Here is a 13653-nt window from a genome sequence, read left to right as displayed (position 1 = left end):
GTCCGCCGCTCAGTCACAAACTTCGTCATTCCGAAGAAATCTAAAGTAAGTGCTTCGCTCGACTTGCATGTGTTAGGCACGCCGCCAGCGTTCATCCTGAGCCAGGATCAAACTCTCGTTAAAAACCTCATGCCTGCTGTTATACAGGCTTAAGATCAAGTTCATCCAGGTCCAAGAAAACTAACTAGCTTCCTTATCCCTTTTACTGTTTTGGGTTCGCTCCAAACTGTCTCACAGTTCAAAGCGGTTCTCTGAATTCTCTCTTAAAGAATTTTCAGGGTTGGTGTCTATTGTTCAGTTATCAAGGTTCTTTTTTGCCGGCCCTCACGGGTCAGCCTAGATATAATATCACTGAACGCAGTTTAGTGTCAAGACCTTTTCCTGGTTTTTTTCACTTTTTTGTCGCGCCTTTTTATCGGATACCATACCTAGTTTTTCACCGGACATGACACCACAAAATATCCGTCCGGATCCCTGTCAGAGAAAAACTGTCTGGAACTTTCATTCCAGACAGTTTTTCTTGACGAGCGGAGAAGGAGGGATTTGAACCCTCGCGCCGCTATTAACGACCTACTCCCTTTCCAGGGGAGCCCCTTCGGCCAGCTTGGGTACTTCTCCAAACTAATCGACTTACGTCTTACTATATCTATAACTGAAAACCACCGCCGCTGCCGCCTGGTAGTTTCCAAGCGGAGAGGGTGGGATTCGAACCCACGCGCCCTTGCGGACAAACGGTTTTCAAGACCGCCTCGTTATGACCACTTCGATACCTCTCCATATCAAAATCCGTCGTTTCTCTCAGCGACAATTGACATTGTACCACACCCAAAATCCAGCGTCAATACAAAATCCTTATTTTTTGCCACAAATCGCCCGCTGCCCGTCAGTCTGGCAACCGCAGACTAATCCAAAAGAGTTTCAAAACGCCTTTTCAGAAATACTTCTGCAATCTCCAGATCTTCCGGAGTGGTGATCTTGATGTTCTCATAGGAACCCTCAAAGAGTTTCACCGGGACATTACCGGTCTGCTCCACCACCATCGCGTCGTCTGTCACCTGGACATTTTCCCGCTTCATCAAAGCGTCATACGCATCGATGATCAGCTTGCTCTCAAATACCTGGGGCGTCTGGATCGTCCACACATCCCGCCGGGCAGGCGTCACACGGGCGAATCCATTTTCATCTGCCAGCTTCACCGTATCTTTGCTGGGCATTCCCGCCACGCAGGCCCGGTACTGATCCACCGTCTCATAGGCTCTCTTAAGGATCCCCTCATCCACAAAGGGCCTTGCCCCGTCGTGGATAAAGATGTAGCCGTCCGGATAGACTTCCGGGACCGCTCCGTTTTTAATGATCTTCAGCCCCTGCCATACAGAAGCATACCGCTCCTCTCCGCCTCTCACAATGGCCCGCACCTTATAGAAATGATATTTCTGCACGATCTGGTCGTAGACATAGTCCTCCTGGCCTTCTCCAACCACCAGGATGATATCGTCAATGACCTGCGATTCCTGGAACGCCGCCAACGTGTAGCAGATCAGAGGATTCCCCTTCAATTCAATATACTGTTTCTGTACAGAGGCTCCCATCCGTTTGCCCTGCCCCGCCGACAGCACAATGGCTGTGCAATGCTTCTTCTTCATAACTACCGCTCTCCCAGCCTGAGATTCGGTATGGCGTTCAGATCCAGCCCGTGCCGAACCCCTTTCCGATATTCATAGTATCCCGCCACGCCGATCATCGCCGCATTGTCCGTACAATACACCGGCGACGGGTAATACAGTTTTACACCCCGTTCTTCACAGGCTTCTTTCATGGCCTGGCGAAGCGCCGAGTTTGCCGCCACTCCTCCGGCGATGGCAAACCGATCCGCATGGTATTCTTCCACCGCGCGCATGGCGTTTCCCACCAGCACATCGGTCACCGCCTTCTGAAAAGAGGCGGCGATATCCGCCTGCCGGTATTCCTGCCCTTTCATCTGGCAGCCGTTGATATAATTCAGCACCGCCGATTTCAGGCCGCTGAAGCTGAAATCATAAGGCGCGTCTTCTATATGAGTCCTGGGAAATGCGATCGCCTCCGGGTCTCCTTCTCTGGCAACCCGATCGATCTTGGGGCCTCCCGGATATCCAAGCCCAATGGCCCGGGCAACCTTGTCAAAGGCCTCCCCCGCCGCATCGTCTCTTGTTCTTCCCAGGATCGTGAATACCCCGTAATCTTCTACCCGCACCAGATGGGTGTGTCCGCCGGACACCACCAGGGACAGAAAAGGCGGTTCCAGTTCCGGATGCTCGATAAAGTTCGCCGCAATGTGTCCTTCAATATGATGTACGCCCACCAGCGGTTTCCCCGCCGCGTAAGCAATGGCCTTCGCCTCTGCCACGCCCACAAGCAGGGCTCCCACCAGACCTGGGCCGTAGGTGACTGCCACCGCGTCCGTCTGCGCCAGGGAAACCCCCGCTGTGCTCAGCGCTTCCTCGATCACCTGGTTGATCCGCTCAATATGTTTCCTGGAAGCGATCTCCGGCACAACGCCGCCATAGAGGGTGTGGAGATCGATCTGGGAAGAGATCACGTTGGAGAGAACTTCTCTTCCATTTCTGACCACCGCCGCCGCAGTCTCGTCACAGGAACTCTCAATTGCCAGGATCAGTGTATCTTCCATCTCTTGTTCCTCCCTGCTCAGTCTGTAAAAACAAGTTCCATCGTACGCCCGTCTTTCGCCGCCACTGTCCGGGGAAAGATGGCCCGCACCTCATCCATATATTCTTCCGGCTTTGTCAGGGACGGGCTGTAATGGGTGAGCCACATCTCGGCCACATCCGCGTCTTTGGCGATCTGCGCCGCCTCATAGAAGGTCATATGCTTATATTCTTTGGCTTTCTTCTGCTTATCCTTCTCTCCGTACATCCCTTCACAGATAAAGAGATCCGATCCCGCCGCATTTTCCCGGATGGAATCGGTGGGACGGGTATCTGTAGAATAGGTCACCTTCAACCCTTTCCTGGGAGGGCCCAGCACCATATCCGGTGTGTAGACGTTCCCGTCATCCTCCACCGTCTCCCCTTTCTGCAGGATCCCCCAGAACCTCTGCGGGATCCCGGCCGCGTTGGCCCGCTCCACGTCAAACTTGCCCGCCCGGTCCACCTCCAGGGTATACCCGTAACAGAGCACATTGTGGTTCACCCGGAAGGCCTTCAGCCGGTAACCGTTCATCTCGAAGGTCTGCTCCGGTCCGTTGATCTCTATACATTTGATAGGAAACGGCAGTTCCGGCGCGATCACCCTGAGGGCGTTCACCACCCGCTCCAGCCCCTTGGGGCCGATCAGGGTCAGAGGCTCCGTCCGGTCCGCATTTCCCATGGTGAGCAAAAGGCCCGGGAGGCCGCTTACGTGGTCTCCATGATAATGGGTAAAGCAGATCACATCGATGGGTTTAAAGCTCCATCCTCTCTCCTTGATTGCGATCTGCGTCCCCTCTCCGCAGTCGATCAGAAGACTGCTGCCGTTATATCTCACCATCAGCGCGGTGAGCCACCGGTAAGGCAGCGGCATCATCCCGCCTGTCCCAAGCAAACATACATCCAACATTTTCCTATTAATCTCCTATCTTAACGCGGAAACTCTTCACGAACGCGTCGTAACAATCCTCGCACAGATCAAACCGGTCTGTCCGGCCGTCCTTGCGGGAGAAATATCCCCAGTGCTTCTCTACTTCCAGCACATCCTCCCTGGGGACCCCTTCTACTACCGGGATCTCCCGGCCGCATTTATTACATACGATCTTCGCGATCTCTTCCGTCTCTCTTACTTTTGTCTCATACTGGCGCATATGCTACCTCCTGTGCGTATCCATTGTAATTGTCTGTCTGGTACGCCTCTATTATATCTGTCCGGCAGTCCCATTCCTAGTGGGAACTGCTGACAGCGCTGCCAGTTCTTTTCCACACGCATCCTGTTTATCTCGTCAGCTCCTTGCTCATCAGCACTGCGTCTTCCACAGGATCTTCATAAAAATTCTTCCGCCGGCCGTCTTCCTTAAAGCCATGGCTTACATAGAAACAGCGGGCCGTCTCATTTCCTTCCCGGACTTCCAGAAGGAACCGCCCCACTCCAAGATGGCGGCAGCGTTCTTCCAATTCTCCAAGAAGGGCAGATCCCACCCCTTGATTCCTGCACCATGGCGCCGCCGCGATCCGGGCGATCTCTCCCTCGTCCAGCACATGGTAGAAGATCACATACCCGGCCAGCGCCTCTTCTATCCAGGCGCCCAGGATCAGCGCCTGCTTCTGGGAAAAGCTCTCTTCAAGCCCCTTCACGCTCCAGGCGTCCGGGAAGATCTCCTGCTCCAGCCTGGCCACTGCTTCCAGGTCTTCTCTTTCCAGTTCCTTTGTCCGGATCATCTTAAAGCTCCCGGATGTCCCGGATCAGCTGATCAACAGCTTCTTCCGTGGTCGCCCAGCTGGTGCAGAACCGCACTGCCCGACGATCGTCGTCGGTCTCGTCCCAGCCGCCGAAGGCATAGTTCTCCCGCAGCTTCTCAATATGCTCGCTGGGAAGAATGGGGAACTGCTGGTTGGTGTAGGAATCATAGCAAAGCTCATACCCCTTCTCCAGAAATGCGCTCTTCAACCGCATGGCCAGTTCATTTGCGTGTCTTCCAAGCTGAAAATACAGATCGTCTGTAAAAAGCGCGTCAAACTGCAGGCCCAGAAGCCGTCCCTTGGCCAGCATGCCGCCCCGCTGCTTGATAAGATACCGGAAATCCTTCTTAAGCGCCGGATTGGTGATCACCACTGCCTCGCCGAACAAAGCGCCCACTTTCGTGCCTCCGATATAGAAGACGTCGGTCAGCCGGGCCACATCTTCCATGGTCAGATCGGCCGTCTGCGCCGTCAGGCCATACCCCAGCCTGGCTCCGTCCAGATACAGCGGCAGCCCCAGCTCCCTGCACACCTGGGAAAGTTCCGTCAGCTGCGCTTTGGAATACAGGGTTCCATTTTCCGTGGGATGAGAGATGTAGACCATCCCCGGCTGCACCACATGCTCATGATTTTCATCATTCCAGTGGGTCTCATAGGCTTCCCGCACCTGGGCGGCGCAGATCGTCCCGTCTTCACTTGGAAGGGGAAGCACCTTATGCCCGGTGGCCTCGATGGCTCCTGTCTCATGCACATTGATATGGCCGGTATGCGCGGCCAGCACGCCCTGATGGGGACGAAGGATGGAACTGATCACCGTAAAATTCGTCTGCGTCCCGCCTACCAGGAATTGAACGTCCGCCTCCGGAGCCTTACACAGCTCCCGGATCTTCTCCCTTGCCGCTTCGCAGTAAGGATCCTCCCCGTATCCTGCCGTCTGGACCATATTGGTCTCTTCCAGCCGCTTCAGGATCGAAGGATGGGCTCCCTCTCCATAATCACATTGAAACCGGATCATCTTTCATCCGCTCCTTTCTCTCTCTTTCCGCCTGGGACATCCGCAGATAGTCCGGCCGGTGTTCCGCGGCAGATTCCGTTCTGCCCTCCTGATAGTAACGCAGTCCCAGCATTCCCACGGAAGCCGCCCGCTGCCGGTTCAGACTGGCCGGCGCAAAGGCGATATCCCTGCCTTTCAGGATGGTATCTGTCAGATCCCTGCCAAAGACCGGGACTCCGTCTCCCAGAAATGTAATCTTCTCTTCATAGTTCCCCAGATGCTCTCCCAGTTCCTCTATCCCCACAGCCATCTGATCTTCCAGGACGGTAAGCCGCCCCTCGTCAAACCGGTAGATCCCTGTGTAAACCTGTCTCCTCCGGGCGTCCATGATGGGACACACGATCCCCTCGCACCCCCACAGGTTGCAGGCAAGCCCCTCCAGGGTGGGGATGTGGATCAAAGGCTTCCCCAGGGCAAGGCCCAGGCCCTTTGCCGTGGCAGAGCCGATCCTGAGACCTGTGAAAGATCCCGGCCCCGCCGCCACCGCAATGGCGTCCACCGTCTCAAGATCCGTCTCTGTCATCCGGACAATTTCATCCAGCATGGGCAGAAGCGTCTGAGAATGTGTCTTCTTATAATTTACCGTATATTCCGCGATCACCTGCTCCGTTCGCAGATCACCGTCTCCTTCCACCAGGGCCACGCTCGCCACCAGCCCTGAGCTGTCCAGCGCTAGAATTCGCATATGCTGATCCTCCGATAATCAAATCCTTTGTCCAGATCCTTCTCGATCCGGATCTCTTTATAATGTTCCGGCAGGATCTCCCGGATCAGATCCGCCCACTCGATCAGGCAGACCCCGTCTCCGTAGAAATAATCCTCGTACCCGATCTCATCCATCTCTTCCACATCCCCGATCCGGTAGACGTCAAAATGATAGAAGGGCAGACGCCCTTCCTCATATTCCTGCAGGATCGTAAATGTGGGACTGCTGACAGGCTCCTTTATCCCAAGCCCCGCCGCCAGTCCTTTGGTAAAAACCGTCTTGCCTACGCCCAGATCGCCGATCAGGGTATAAACCTCCCCCGGTCTGGCTTCCCTTCCCATGGCAAGTCCCAGTTCATAAGTTTCTCTCTCACTGTTCGTCTCCCTGATCATCGGAAGCTCCTTTCTCCATCCCCGGCTCGTTCTTCACCGGACGGATCTTCATCGCCGATGCTGGCATATGTGTGCGGATCATATCCACCACCGGACGGTACTGGTCTCCCAGCTCGTCCACCGGAAGCACAATGGCGTGCCGCTCTCCGTCATACAGGATGATGATCCTCTTCCTGGAAAGGGCCTTCGTAAAATGGGCCCACTCTGCCTTCCCGCTGTCATCCGCCGTCACCGTCTCGATCCCTTCCTCGTCAAAGGTGTACCGGATCGGCGCCCGCAGCCGTTCCGACGCCTCCACCTGATTCATCACCTTCTTGCGGATCAGATAGGGGATCCCTGCCAGCACCAGGATCGCGAACGCCACAAACATCCCCGCCAGCCCGAATCTTCCTCCGGATATAAACGTAACGGCAAAGCCCACATTCAGGCCTCCCAGGACCAGAGTCAGGATCCCTGCCTTCCCTGTGAAAATGTGATATACCATAAAATCGGCCATGGACTTGGCATCCAGCCGAACTTCAACTGTAACAGACATGCAACCTCTCCTATTCCAACTGTTATTTTCTGATTATAACACATCTTTTTTTCTTCCGCCACCAATGATATACTTATTTTATATTCATTCAACGAGGGAAAAGGAGGATCACTAAGACATGAAATTTACATTCTACCACAACAATATCAATGTTTTTGACCTGGATAAATCCATAGAATTCTATCAGAAAGCCCTTGGGCTTACCGTCACCCGAGAGAAGTCCGCAGAAGACGGAAGCTTTAAGCTGGTATTTCTGGGAGACGAGACCACGCCCCATCTGCTGGAGCTGACCTGGCTAAGAGATATGGACCGGCCCTACGATCTGGGAGACAACGAATCTCACCTGGCCATGAAAGTAGACAACATGGAAGCAGCCCTCGCCCTTCACCGGGAAATGGACTGCGTCTGCTTTGAGAATCTGGAGATGGGCGTATATTTCATCAACGACCCGGACGGATACTGGATCGAGATCTGCCCGGCTTCATAAACCTGCCCGCCTGCAAATACCACAGGGTGCGGCCACAGGTCAGCGGATTGAAAGCCGGAAGTTCATCAGCACAGCTTGTTCCCGTTAGCCACCAGCTTAAACCGGCAGCCCAGCACTTCCGCGGCGCGGCGGCACATCAACATCCGTTCAAGGAAGATCTCGAAGTAATCCATCACCGTACAGATGGAATCATCCAGCTCCAGGCTCATCTGGATCACCTTCTTCTCTTCCTTCAGTTCCAAAGTAGCTTTCAGCGCAGCGTAATTCACCCGGTCATGGATGTCAAAATTCGCCGGATTCCGATTCTGCACCCGATTCCTTCTCACATCTGTCTTGTCCGCCAGGATCAGCGCCGCGGAGACGGCGTCCACCGCCGTCCCGGTGGCCTCATCGTGATGTCCGATGGCTGTCACTACTGTGAGCACATCGTCAATGGACAGATCAAATCCCCGCAGGATCTGAAATGCCAGTATCGCACCGCTGTGGGCATGATCGTTCCGGTTCACACAGTTGCCGATATCATGCATATACCCGGCGATCTTCGCCAGTTCCACTGAATGCTTGTCATAATCCAGTTTCTCCAGGATCTCTCCCGCCCTCTGGGCAACCTTTGCCGCATGTTTTCTGGAGTGCTCTGTATACCCCAGTTCGTAGAGCACGTGATTTCCCTTTTCGATCAACGCATTAATCTCTTCATTTTTTCGTATATCTTTATAACCGATCATTTAAAATTCTCACTTCCCTAATCCTATAATCTCTGAACTGCGTCCATCGCCAGTTCTGACCGCTCGCACTCCTCCTGCGTCATGGTGATCTGCCAGCACAGCGGGCTTCCCTTCATATGCTCCGCCGCATAACTCAATCCGTTGGTGCGGTCATCCAGGAAAGGACGATCGATCTGCCCCGGGTCTCCCAGAAGGATGATCTTGGTATCCTTCCCCGCCCGGGTAATGATCCCCTTCACCTGTGCCGGCGTCATATTCTGCGCCTCATCAATGATCAGATAGGTCTTTGCAATGGATCTGCCCCGGATAAAATTCATGGCCTCCGCCTGTATGATCCCCCGCTCAAAGATCTCTTCGATCTTACCAGACAACTCTACTTCATTGCTGTACCTTTCCTGTTCATCAGAATCCACCAGCTGCTCCAGATTATCGATCACCGGACGCAGAAGCGGAGAGATCTTCTCCTGCTCACTTCCAGGCAGAAAGCCGATTTCCGAATCAAACTGGGCGTTTGGCCTGCAGATCAGGATCCGCCGGTATTCTCCAGTGTAATGATTCAACATCTTTTCCAATCCCACCGCCAGAGAATAGAAAGTCTTGCTGGTCCCTGCAATCCCTTTGATGATCACAAGCGGCGCCTTCTGGGCCGGCTGCATAAGCGCTTCCTGAATAAAATACTGCCCTGCATTCCTTGGCTTGATCCCATAGGGCGCGCTCTTCTTATAATCCAGCTTTCGAATCAGTCCATTTTCCACACGGCCAAGCTGGGTTTTTTTATGAGACTGATCCGCTTTCAAGATCACAAACTCATTTTCAAAAAACTCCGGCACGTATGCATTGCCTTTTTCGTCTATGCAATAGGCTGACTCCACAGGGATGCCTTTTTTCTTAAAATCTTTGAATACTTCTTCCGGCACATACACTTCGATCCGCCCCGGATACTGAGTCTCATGTTCTCCCACCTGCTCCGTGGTAAAATCCTCTGCCTTAATCCCCAGAAGCTGGGCTTTGATCCGCAGCAGGATATCCTTGGTCACCAGGACGACCTGCTCCTCCCGGTTCTGCGCCAGACCCTTGCAAACCTTCAGGATCCGATTATCCGACTTATATTCCGGAAGATCCGGCGGGAGTTCTACATCCAGATAATTTTTCTCCACCCGGAGAACGCCTTCATTTTCCATTGCGATCCCATCCGTCAGGTTCCCTTTCGCACGCATCTGCTCCAAAAACCGGATGGCTCTGCGCACGTTGGCTCCCCGTTCCCCTTCATCCTTCTTCAGGTTATCAAGCTCTTCCAGCACCACCAGCGGAATCACCACTTCATTTTCCTCAAAACATGATGGCGCATACGGCGCCTGTATCAAAACATTGGTATCCAGTACATAAATCTTGCCCATTCAGATTCCCTTTCTGTTCCTGTGATTTTCTGCTTTCGCTGATTTTACTATACGCCGGCTCTGTTAGCCTTTCCCCCTGCCCCATGTAAAATCTACGTAAAAAAGGCGCCGTCCGTCTTCTGGACAACGCCTTTTCTTATGTGCTCTCTTCTTTAATTCATAACGATCAAAAGGATTCCCAGTCCCCAGTTGATCACTGCTACCACCAGGCCGATGATACACAGGATCTTTCCTGCCTTGGCCATACCAGCCTTGCTGGATCCGGACCCCAGTCTTGCGCGGGTAAATCCCAGCGCCGCCAGGATGATACCTCCCAGCGGGAACAAAAGCGCCAGAATAATACTGATGATACCAAACACCAGCGCCAGCGTCGCCGCTCCTGAATTATCCACCGTCTGTACCGGGATGGGCTGCGGGCCTCCCTGGGGAGCCGCCCCCTGAGGATTCATATCCTGCGGTCCGTTCGCCGGCAGCGGCTGCTGCAAAGCTGCGAAAAGCTGTTCCAGGCTGTCTTTGTAAGGCTTTTTCTGCAGGGTTCCCACGAAGCCATCCAGATCCATCTCTCCGCCGCCCATGCCCTTCAGCCAGGCTTCCAGATGGAATACACCACCGTTGTAAGTCCACTTCAGATATTTGAAGCCTTCTACCATTGCATCTCCTGCGCGGAATACAGCCTCTCCTTTCCAGTCGGACATCTCGAACTGATTCTTCTGAAGAAAATCGTTCATGATAAACTGTACGAAGTCATCCGGCTTGTTCAACACCAAGTCTCTTGTAAATCTGGCCATAGTCTCTCCTCCTTTAACCGATAACTATATCTTTCTCTATTATAGTCCATAACAGGGGAAAGCACCAGTAAAGTTTGCGCAAAGTCCTCAGAATTTCCTGCGGTGCATACATAAAGAATGCGCCCCGTGGTTTCATCCCACAAGACGCACCGTTATACAAATTTAATTATTCTTCCAAATAGAAATCGTCTAAAACATATGTAGTGACAGGCGTAATAAAAAGTTCATATTTGATCACTAATCTGATCAGGTCATTGCCGTCAATCAAAGTGATTGGTGTACCTTCTCTTGCCGCTTCCCTCGCTTTATTGGTAAATCGGCTGTTTGTAATAAAAACACCATAGTCCGCCTGAAACTTATTCATTGCGCCGAGAAACTGATTAATCTCCGGTTCGCTTACTGGAGCTGTATTATATCTCTTGCATTGGATCACCACCCTGGTAGTCCTGAAATCCTCTTCATCCACATGGTACCCATATCCGTCAATACCGCCGTCATTTGATATCTGGATACCCTTGTTGGTAAATTGAACTCCCATCTTTGTGAGTAACGCCCTGGAGAACTGTTCAAACTTTGCCGGGGACATATTGGCAATCGCACTTTGCAGTCTTACTTTGAAGTCATCTACAATTCCATCTTCTGTCGAGACTTCCTCCTCATCTTCCGCAGCCGGATCTTCATGTACAGGATTTTTACTTTTGTTTTTAGCAGACTGCTCTATCCAATACTCTTTAGCTTTATCATGAACCTCTGCTTCCGCATCAAAAGAATCGAGAACAATACTTGCCCCTTTTTGTGTAAGTGTAATCTTTGGGTTATATTTGACATAAGAAATGATCCCGACATAACTTAATTCTTTGATTGCAAAGTTAAATTTAAAATCAAACTTTTTATACTGATTTCCGGTTTTACCAGACGTGTACAATTTTTGTTCAAACTCTGCAATCCTTTCGTCTTTTTCCCCAATCCTGTCTCTGATCTCTGACCGCTCCAACTGGCCGCCTGCTTCCTGAAGAACTTCAATAATAGGTTTAATCAGATAAGACACCTGTTCCTCAGAATTCAACGTATCAAAATACATTTTTTCGTCCTCTCTTTTCACCATCTAATCATTTTCCCTTTACGTACTGTCTGACTATCCCTAATCAAACGACACCATAAACATACATAAATTTTACTGATAATACCTTCACCAGCCCGTCCACTATAAAAGATTCGAATGATCTATCTCATCCACCGTATATGTCTTACCGGATTTCAGAGATTCCACACCTTTCATAAGCTCCGCATCTAATTGCTCATGAGTCATGCCTCCAACAGCCACTGGCTTTTCGCTCGGAAGACGCAGCTCAAAGGGAATCCCCCTTCTCAGCACAATCTGACTATAAAGCATTTGGATCGCACTGGACGGCGAAATTCCAAGTTTCGATAGAATTCCTTCCGCATTTTCTTTCAGTTCTTTATCAATACGCGCATAAACTGCAGATGTATTTGCCATATAGATCACACTCCCTTGAGCATATTATATTCATTTTGCTTGCAATTGCAAGCAAAAACAATCAATTAGGTTTCTTTTTTCAGACACAAAAAAAGCCCGTAAAAACGGGCTTTTCAAGTGACTCCGAGGGGAATCGAACCCCTGATTCCAGCGTGAGAGGCTAGCGTCTTGACCTCTTGACCACGGAGCCATTTATCGTACTTGCCTAGTATAGCAGACAACGCCCAATTAGGCAAGTACTTTTTTCAAAATCTTGAAAATATTTTTATCCTACGATCATACTCCAGTATCCCTGGATGAAAATCCCCAGGATGATCAGCGGAAGGATGAAGGTCAGATAGAACCGGACCGCTTTGCAAACCGGGAACTTCAGCCCTTTTCCCGCATTGGCTTCCTGGATGAAGTTGTCCCATCCCCAGCCATACCGGCTTACGCAGAACAGAAGGTATACCACAGATCCCAGCGGAAGAAGGTTATTGCTCACGATAAAGTCTTCCAGGTCCATGATGTTTTTTCCTGCAACGGTAAATCCGGACCAGTCGGTCAGGCCCAGTACGCAGGGCACGCTCAGCAGGATCAGAAGGATGCCGTTTACCAGCACCGATTTTTTCAGTTCCCACCCCCACAGATCCAGCGCGTACTGGATAATGTTCTGGAATACGGCGATCACCGTGGACAGGGCGGCGAAGGTCATAAAGAGGAAGAACAGGCTTCCCCACAGCCGTCCCCCAGGCATCTCCCGGAATACATTGGGAAGGGTGACAAACACAAGTCCCGGTCCCTGTCCCGGATTCACGCCGAAGGCAAAGCAGGCCGGGAAGATGATAAGTCCAGCCATCACCGCCACACAGGTATCCAGAAGGGTGATACTCACCGCCTCCCCTGCAAGGCTTCGCTCCTTGCCGATATAGCTTCCGAAGATGGCAAGGGATCCGGCGCCCACGCTTAAGGTGAAGAAGGACTGTCCCATGGCGGCAAATACCGCCTCAGAGACTCCCGCCTCCTGGATCTTTCCAAGATCCGGCTTCAGATAGAACTCCAGTCCTGCACCTGCCCCCGGAAGGGTTACCGCCCGGATCACCAGGATCAAAAGGATCAGGAAGAGACTGGTCATCATCCATTTGGTGATCTTCTCCACACCTTTCTCCAGACCCAGGGAACAGATCAGAAGGGCGATGACACAAATCAGGATCATCCAGAACAGCATTTCATTACGGTTAGAGGTAAGCTGACCGTAGATCAGTTCCACCTGTTTGGTGTCCGCTCCCTCGAAGGTGCCGGTAAGCATCTTGAAGAAGTAGGCCAGCATCCAACCTGCGATGGTGGTATAGAACATCATCAGCAGGAAGTTCCCTGCCATGGTAAAGTACCGGAAAATATGCCACTTGCTTCCCTTTGGCTCCAGCACGTTAAAGGACATGGCCGAGCTCTTCTGGCTTCCTCTTCCCACGGCGAACTCCATCACTACGATGGGAAGCCCCAGGATCAGCAGGAAGAACAGGTACATCAGCACGAAGGTGCCCCCTCCGTAGGCCCCTGTGATATAGGGAAAGCGCCATACATTTCCCAGTCCGATGGCGCAGCCTGCGGAGATCAGGATAAATCCCAGACGGGATGAAAATTTCTCTCTCTTTTCCATTTCTTATT

16 protein-coding genes, 3 tRNA genes and 1 rRNA gene are annotated in these 13653 nt (G+C 52.0%); 1 reads left to right on the top strand and 19 read right to left on the bottom strand.

The genetic code is table 11. The features are described from left to right. The 12 genes from ACML7B_RS00590 to ACML7B_RS00535 form a co-directional block, all read right to left on the bottom strand. A 16S ribosomal RNA gene (locus tag ACML7B_RS00590) occupies positions 1–123 on the bottom strand; the annotation flags it as partial. Positions 124–528: 405 nt separating this feature from the next. Continuing rightward, positions 529–618 (bottom strand) — tRNA-Ser (locus ACML7B_RS00585). Between the two features lie 72 nt (positions 619–690). After that, positions 691–776, bottom strand: a tRNA-Ser gene (locus tag ACML7B_RS00580). Positions 777–902: 126 nt separating this feature from the next. Beyond that, a complete protein-coding gene (gene ispD, locus ACML7B_RS00575) occupies positions 903–1643 on the bottom strand; it encodes a 2-C-methyl-D-erythritol 4-phosphate cytidylyltransferase (protein ID WP_346707829.1) in 741 nt (246 codons plus the stop codon). 2 nt (positions 1644–1645) lie between these two features. After that, positions 1646–2665 carry a tRNA (adenosine(37)-N6)-threonylcarbamoyltransferase complex transferase subunit TsaD gene (gene tsaD / locus ACML7B_RS00570; RefSeq protein WP_346707828.1) on the bottom strand — a complete coding sequence of 340 codons (1020 nt, stop codon included), beginning with the start codon at positions 2663–2665 and terminating at the stop codon, positions 1646–1648. A 17-nt stretch (positions 2666–2682) separates the two neighbouring features. Continuing rightward, entirely contained in the window at positions 2683–3591 is a 909-nt protein-coding gene (locus tag ACML7B_RS00565; RefSeq protein ID WP_346707827.1) for a ribonuclease Z, read from the bottom strand. A gap of 7 nt (positions 3592–3598) precedes the next feature. Continuing rightward, on the bottom strand, positions 3599–3832 hold the full coding sequence (locus ACML7B_RS00560) for a hypothetical protein (protein WP_346707826.1): 234 nt from the start codon (positions 3830–3832) through the stop codon (positions 3599–3601). Positions 3833–3959: 127 nt separating this feature from the next. Then, the gene (gene rimI, locus ACML7B_RS00555) at positions 3960–4403 is read right to left on the bottom strand and encodes a ribosomal protein S18-alanine N-acetyltransferase (RefSeq protein WP_418538818.1); all 444 of its coding nucleotides are present in this window, start codon (positions 4401–4403) and stop codon (positions 3960–3962) included. 1 nt (position 4404) lies between these two features. Next, complete coding sequence (locus tag ACML7B_RS00550) at positions 4405–5439, bottom strand: low specificity L-threonine aldolase (RefSeq protein ID WP_346707824.1); 1035 nt, start codon at positions 5437–5439, stop codon at positions 4405–4407. Continuing rightward, positions 5420–6163, bottom strand: coding sequence for a tRNA (adenosine(37)-N6)-threonylcarbamoyltransferase complex dimerization subunit type 1 TsaB (tsaB, locus tag ACML7B_RS00545; RefSeq protein ID WP_346707823.1), 744 nt, complete (start codon positions 6161–6163; stop codon positions 5420–5422). The genes ACML7B_RS00550 and tsaB overlap by 20 nt, the downstream gene beginning before the upstream one ends. Next, the gene (tsaE, locus tag ACML7B_RS00540; RefSeq protein WP_346707822.1) at positions 6151–6576 is read right to left on the bottom strand and encodes a tRNA (adenosine(37)-N6)-threonylcarbamoyltransferase complex ATPase subunit type 1 TsaE; all 426 of its coding nucleotides are present in this window, start codon (positions 6574–6576) and stop codon (positions 6151–6153) included. Before tsaE ends, tsaB begins: the two co-directional genes overlap by 13 nt. Then, a complete protein-coding gene (locus tag ACML7B_RS00535; protein ID WP_346707821.1) occupies positions 6554–7111 on the bottom strand; it encodes a YcxB family protein in 558 nt (185 codons plus the stop codon). The genes tsaE and ACML7B_RS00535 overlap by 23 nt, the downstream gene beginning before the upstream one ends. A gap of 118 nt (positions 7112–7229) precedes the next feature. On the opposite strand from ACML7B_RS00535, the gene ACML7B_RS00530 reads away from it, so the two are divergent. Beyond that, positions 7230–7598 carry a VOC family protein gene (locus tag ACML7B_RS00530; RefSeq protein WP_418538814.1) on the top strand — a complete coding sequence of 123 codons (369 nt, stop codon included), beginning with the start codon at positions 7230–7232 and terminating at the stop codon, positions 7596–7598. A gap of 65 nt (positions 7599–7663) precedes the next feature. On the opposite strand, the gene ACML7B_RS00525 is transcribed toward ACML7B_RS00530, so the two are convergent. From ACML7B_RS00525 to ACML7B_RS00495, 7 genes are all read right to left on the bottom strand, one after another. Further along, positions 7664–8323, bottom strand: coding sequence for an HD domain-containing protein (locus ACML7B_RS00525; RefSeq protein WP_418538812.1), 660 nt, complete (start codon positions 8321–8323; stop codon positions 7664–7666). Between the two features lie 23 nt (positions 8324–8346). Continuing rightward, positions 8347–9720: a PhoH family protein gene (locus ACML7B_RS00520; RefSeq protein WP_418538809.1), complete on the bottom strand. Its 1374-nt coding sequence runs from the start codon at positions 9718–9720 to the stop codon at positions 8347–8349. A gap of 152 nt (positions 9721–9872) precedes the next feature. Then, on the bottom strand, positions 9873–10508 hold the full coding sequence (locus tag ACML7B_RS00515; RefSeq protein WP_346707815.1) for a DUF4190 domain-containing protein: 636 nt from the start codon (positions 10506–10508) through the stop codon (positions 9873–9875). A 166-nt stretch (positions 10509–10674) separates the two neighbouring features. Then, entirely contained in the window at positions 10675–11613 is a 939-nt protein-coding gene (locus ACML7B_RS00510) for a restriction endonuclease (RefSeq protein WP_418538807.1), read from the bottom strand. Between the two features lie 99 nt (positions 11614–11712). After that, on the bottom strand, positions 11713–12006 hold the full coding sequence (locus ACML7B_RS00505) for a type II toxin-antitoxin system RelB/DinJ family antitoxin (protein WP_346707813.1): 294 nt from the start codon (positions 12004–12006) through the stop codon (positions 11713–11715). Between the two features lie 118 nt (positions 12007–12124). Then, positions 12125–12196, bottom strand: a tRNA-Glu gene (locus ACML7B_RS00500). 75 nt (positions 12197–12271) lie between these two features. Next, a complete protein-coding gene (locus ACML7B_RS00495; RefSeq protein WP_346707812.1) occupies positions 12272–13645 on the bottom strand; it encodes a sodium-dependent transporter in 1374 nt (457 codons plus the stop codon). Positions 13646–13653 lie beyond the last annotated feature (8 nt).

Origin of the sequence: Massilistercora timonensis (genome assembly GCF_048354975.1) — a bacterium.
Taxonomy (GTDB): domain Bacteria; phylum Bacillota; class Clostridia; order Lachnospirales; family Lachnospiraceae; genus Massilistercora; species Massilistercora timonensis.
Note: the sequence above shows the minus strand (reverse complement) of the source record. Positions and strands in the feature narration are given on the sequence as shown.

Excerpts from the sequence above, each read along its gene's own strand:
- ispD (WP_346707829.1), bottom strand. The coding sequence starts at position 1,643 with ATGAAGAAGAAGCATTGCACAGCCATTGTGCTGTCGGCGGGGCAGGGC.
- tsaD (WP_346707828.1), bottom strand. The coding sequence starts at position 2,665 with ATGGAAGATACACTGATCCTGGCAATTGAGAGTTCCTGTGACGAGACT.
- ACML7B_RS00565 (WP_346707827.1), bottom strand. The coding sequence starts at position 3,591 with ATGTTGGATGTATGTTTGCTTGGGACAGGCGGGATGATGCCGCTGCCT.
- ACML7B_RS00560 (WP_346707826.1), bottom strand. The coding sequence starts at position 3,832 with ATGCGCCAGTATGAGACAAAAGTAAGAGAGACGGAAGAGATCGCGAAG.
- rimI (WP_418538818.1), bottom strand. The coding sequence starts at position 4,403 with ATGATCCGGACAAAGGAACTGGAAAGAGAAGACCTGGAAGCAGTGGCC.
- ACML7B_RS00550 (WP_346707824.1), bottom strand. The coding sequence starts at position 5,439 with ATGATCCGGTTTCAATGTGATTATGGAGAGGGAGCCCATCCTTCGATC.
- tsaB (WP_346707823.1), bottom strand. The coding sequence starts at position 6,163 with ATGCGAATTCTAGCGCTGGACAGCTCAGGGCTGGTGGCGAGCGTGGCC.
- tsaE (WP_346707822.1), bottom strand. The coding sequence starts at position 6,576 with ATGATCAGGGAGACGAACAGTGAGAGAGAAACTTATGAACTGGGACTT.
- ACML7B_RS00535 (WP_346707821.1), bottom strand. The coding sequence starts at position 7,111 with ATGTCTGTTACAGTTGAAGTTCGGCTGGATGCCAAGTCCATGGCCGAT.
- ACML7B_RS00530 (WP_418538814.1), top strand. The coding sequence starts at position 7,230 with ATGAAATTTACATTCTACCACAACAATATCAATGTTTTTGACCTGGAT.
- ACML7B_RS00525 (WP_418538812.1), bottom strand. The coding sequence starts at position 8,323 with ATGATCGGTTATAAAGATATACGAAAAAATGAAGAGATTAATGCGTTG.
- ACML7B_RS00520 (WP_418538809.1), bottom strand. The coding sequence starts at position 9,720 with ATGGGCAAGATTTATGTACTGGATACCAATGTTTTGATACAGGCGCCG.
- ACML7B_RS00515 (WP_346707815.1), bottom strand. The coding sequence starts at position 10,508 with ATGGCCAGATTTACAAGAGACTTGGTGTTGAACAAGCCGGATGACTTC.
- ACML7B_RS00510 (WP_418538807.1), bottom strand. The coding sequence starts at position 11,613 with ATGGTGAAAAGAGAGGACGAAAAAATGTATTTTGATACGTTGAATTCT.
- ACML7B_RS00505 (WP_346707813.1), bottom strand. The coding sequence starts at position 12,006 with ATGGCAAATACATCTGCAGTTTATGCGCGTATTGATAAAGAACTGAAA.
- ACML7B_RS00495 (WP_346707812.1), bottom strand. The coding sequence starts at position 13,645 with ATGGAAAAGAGAGAGAAATTTTCATCCCGTCTGGGATTTATCCTGATC.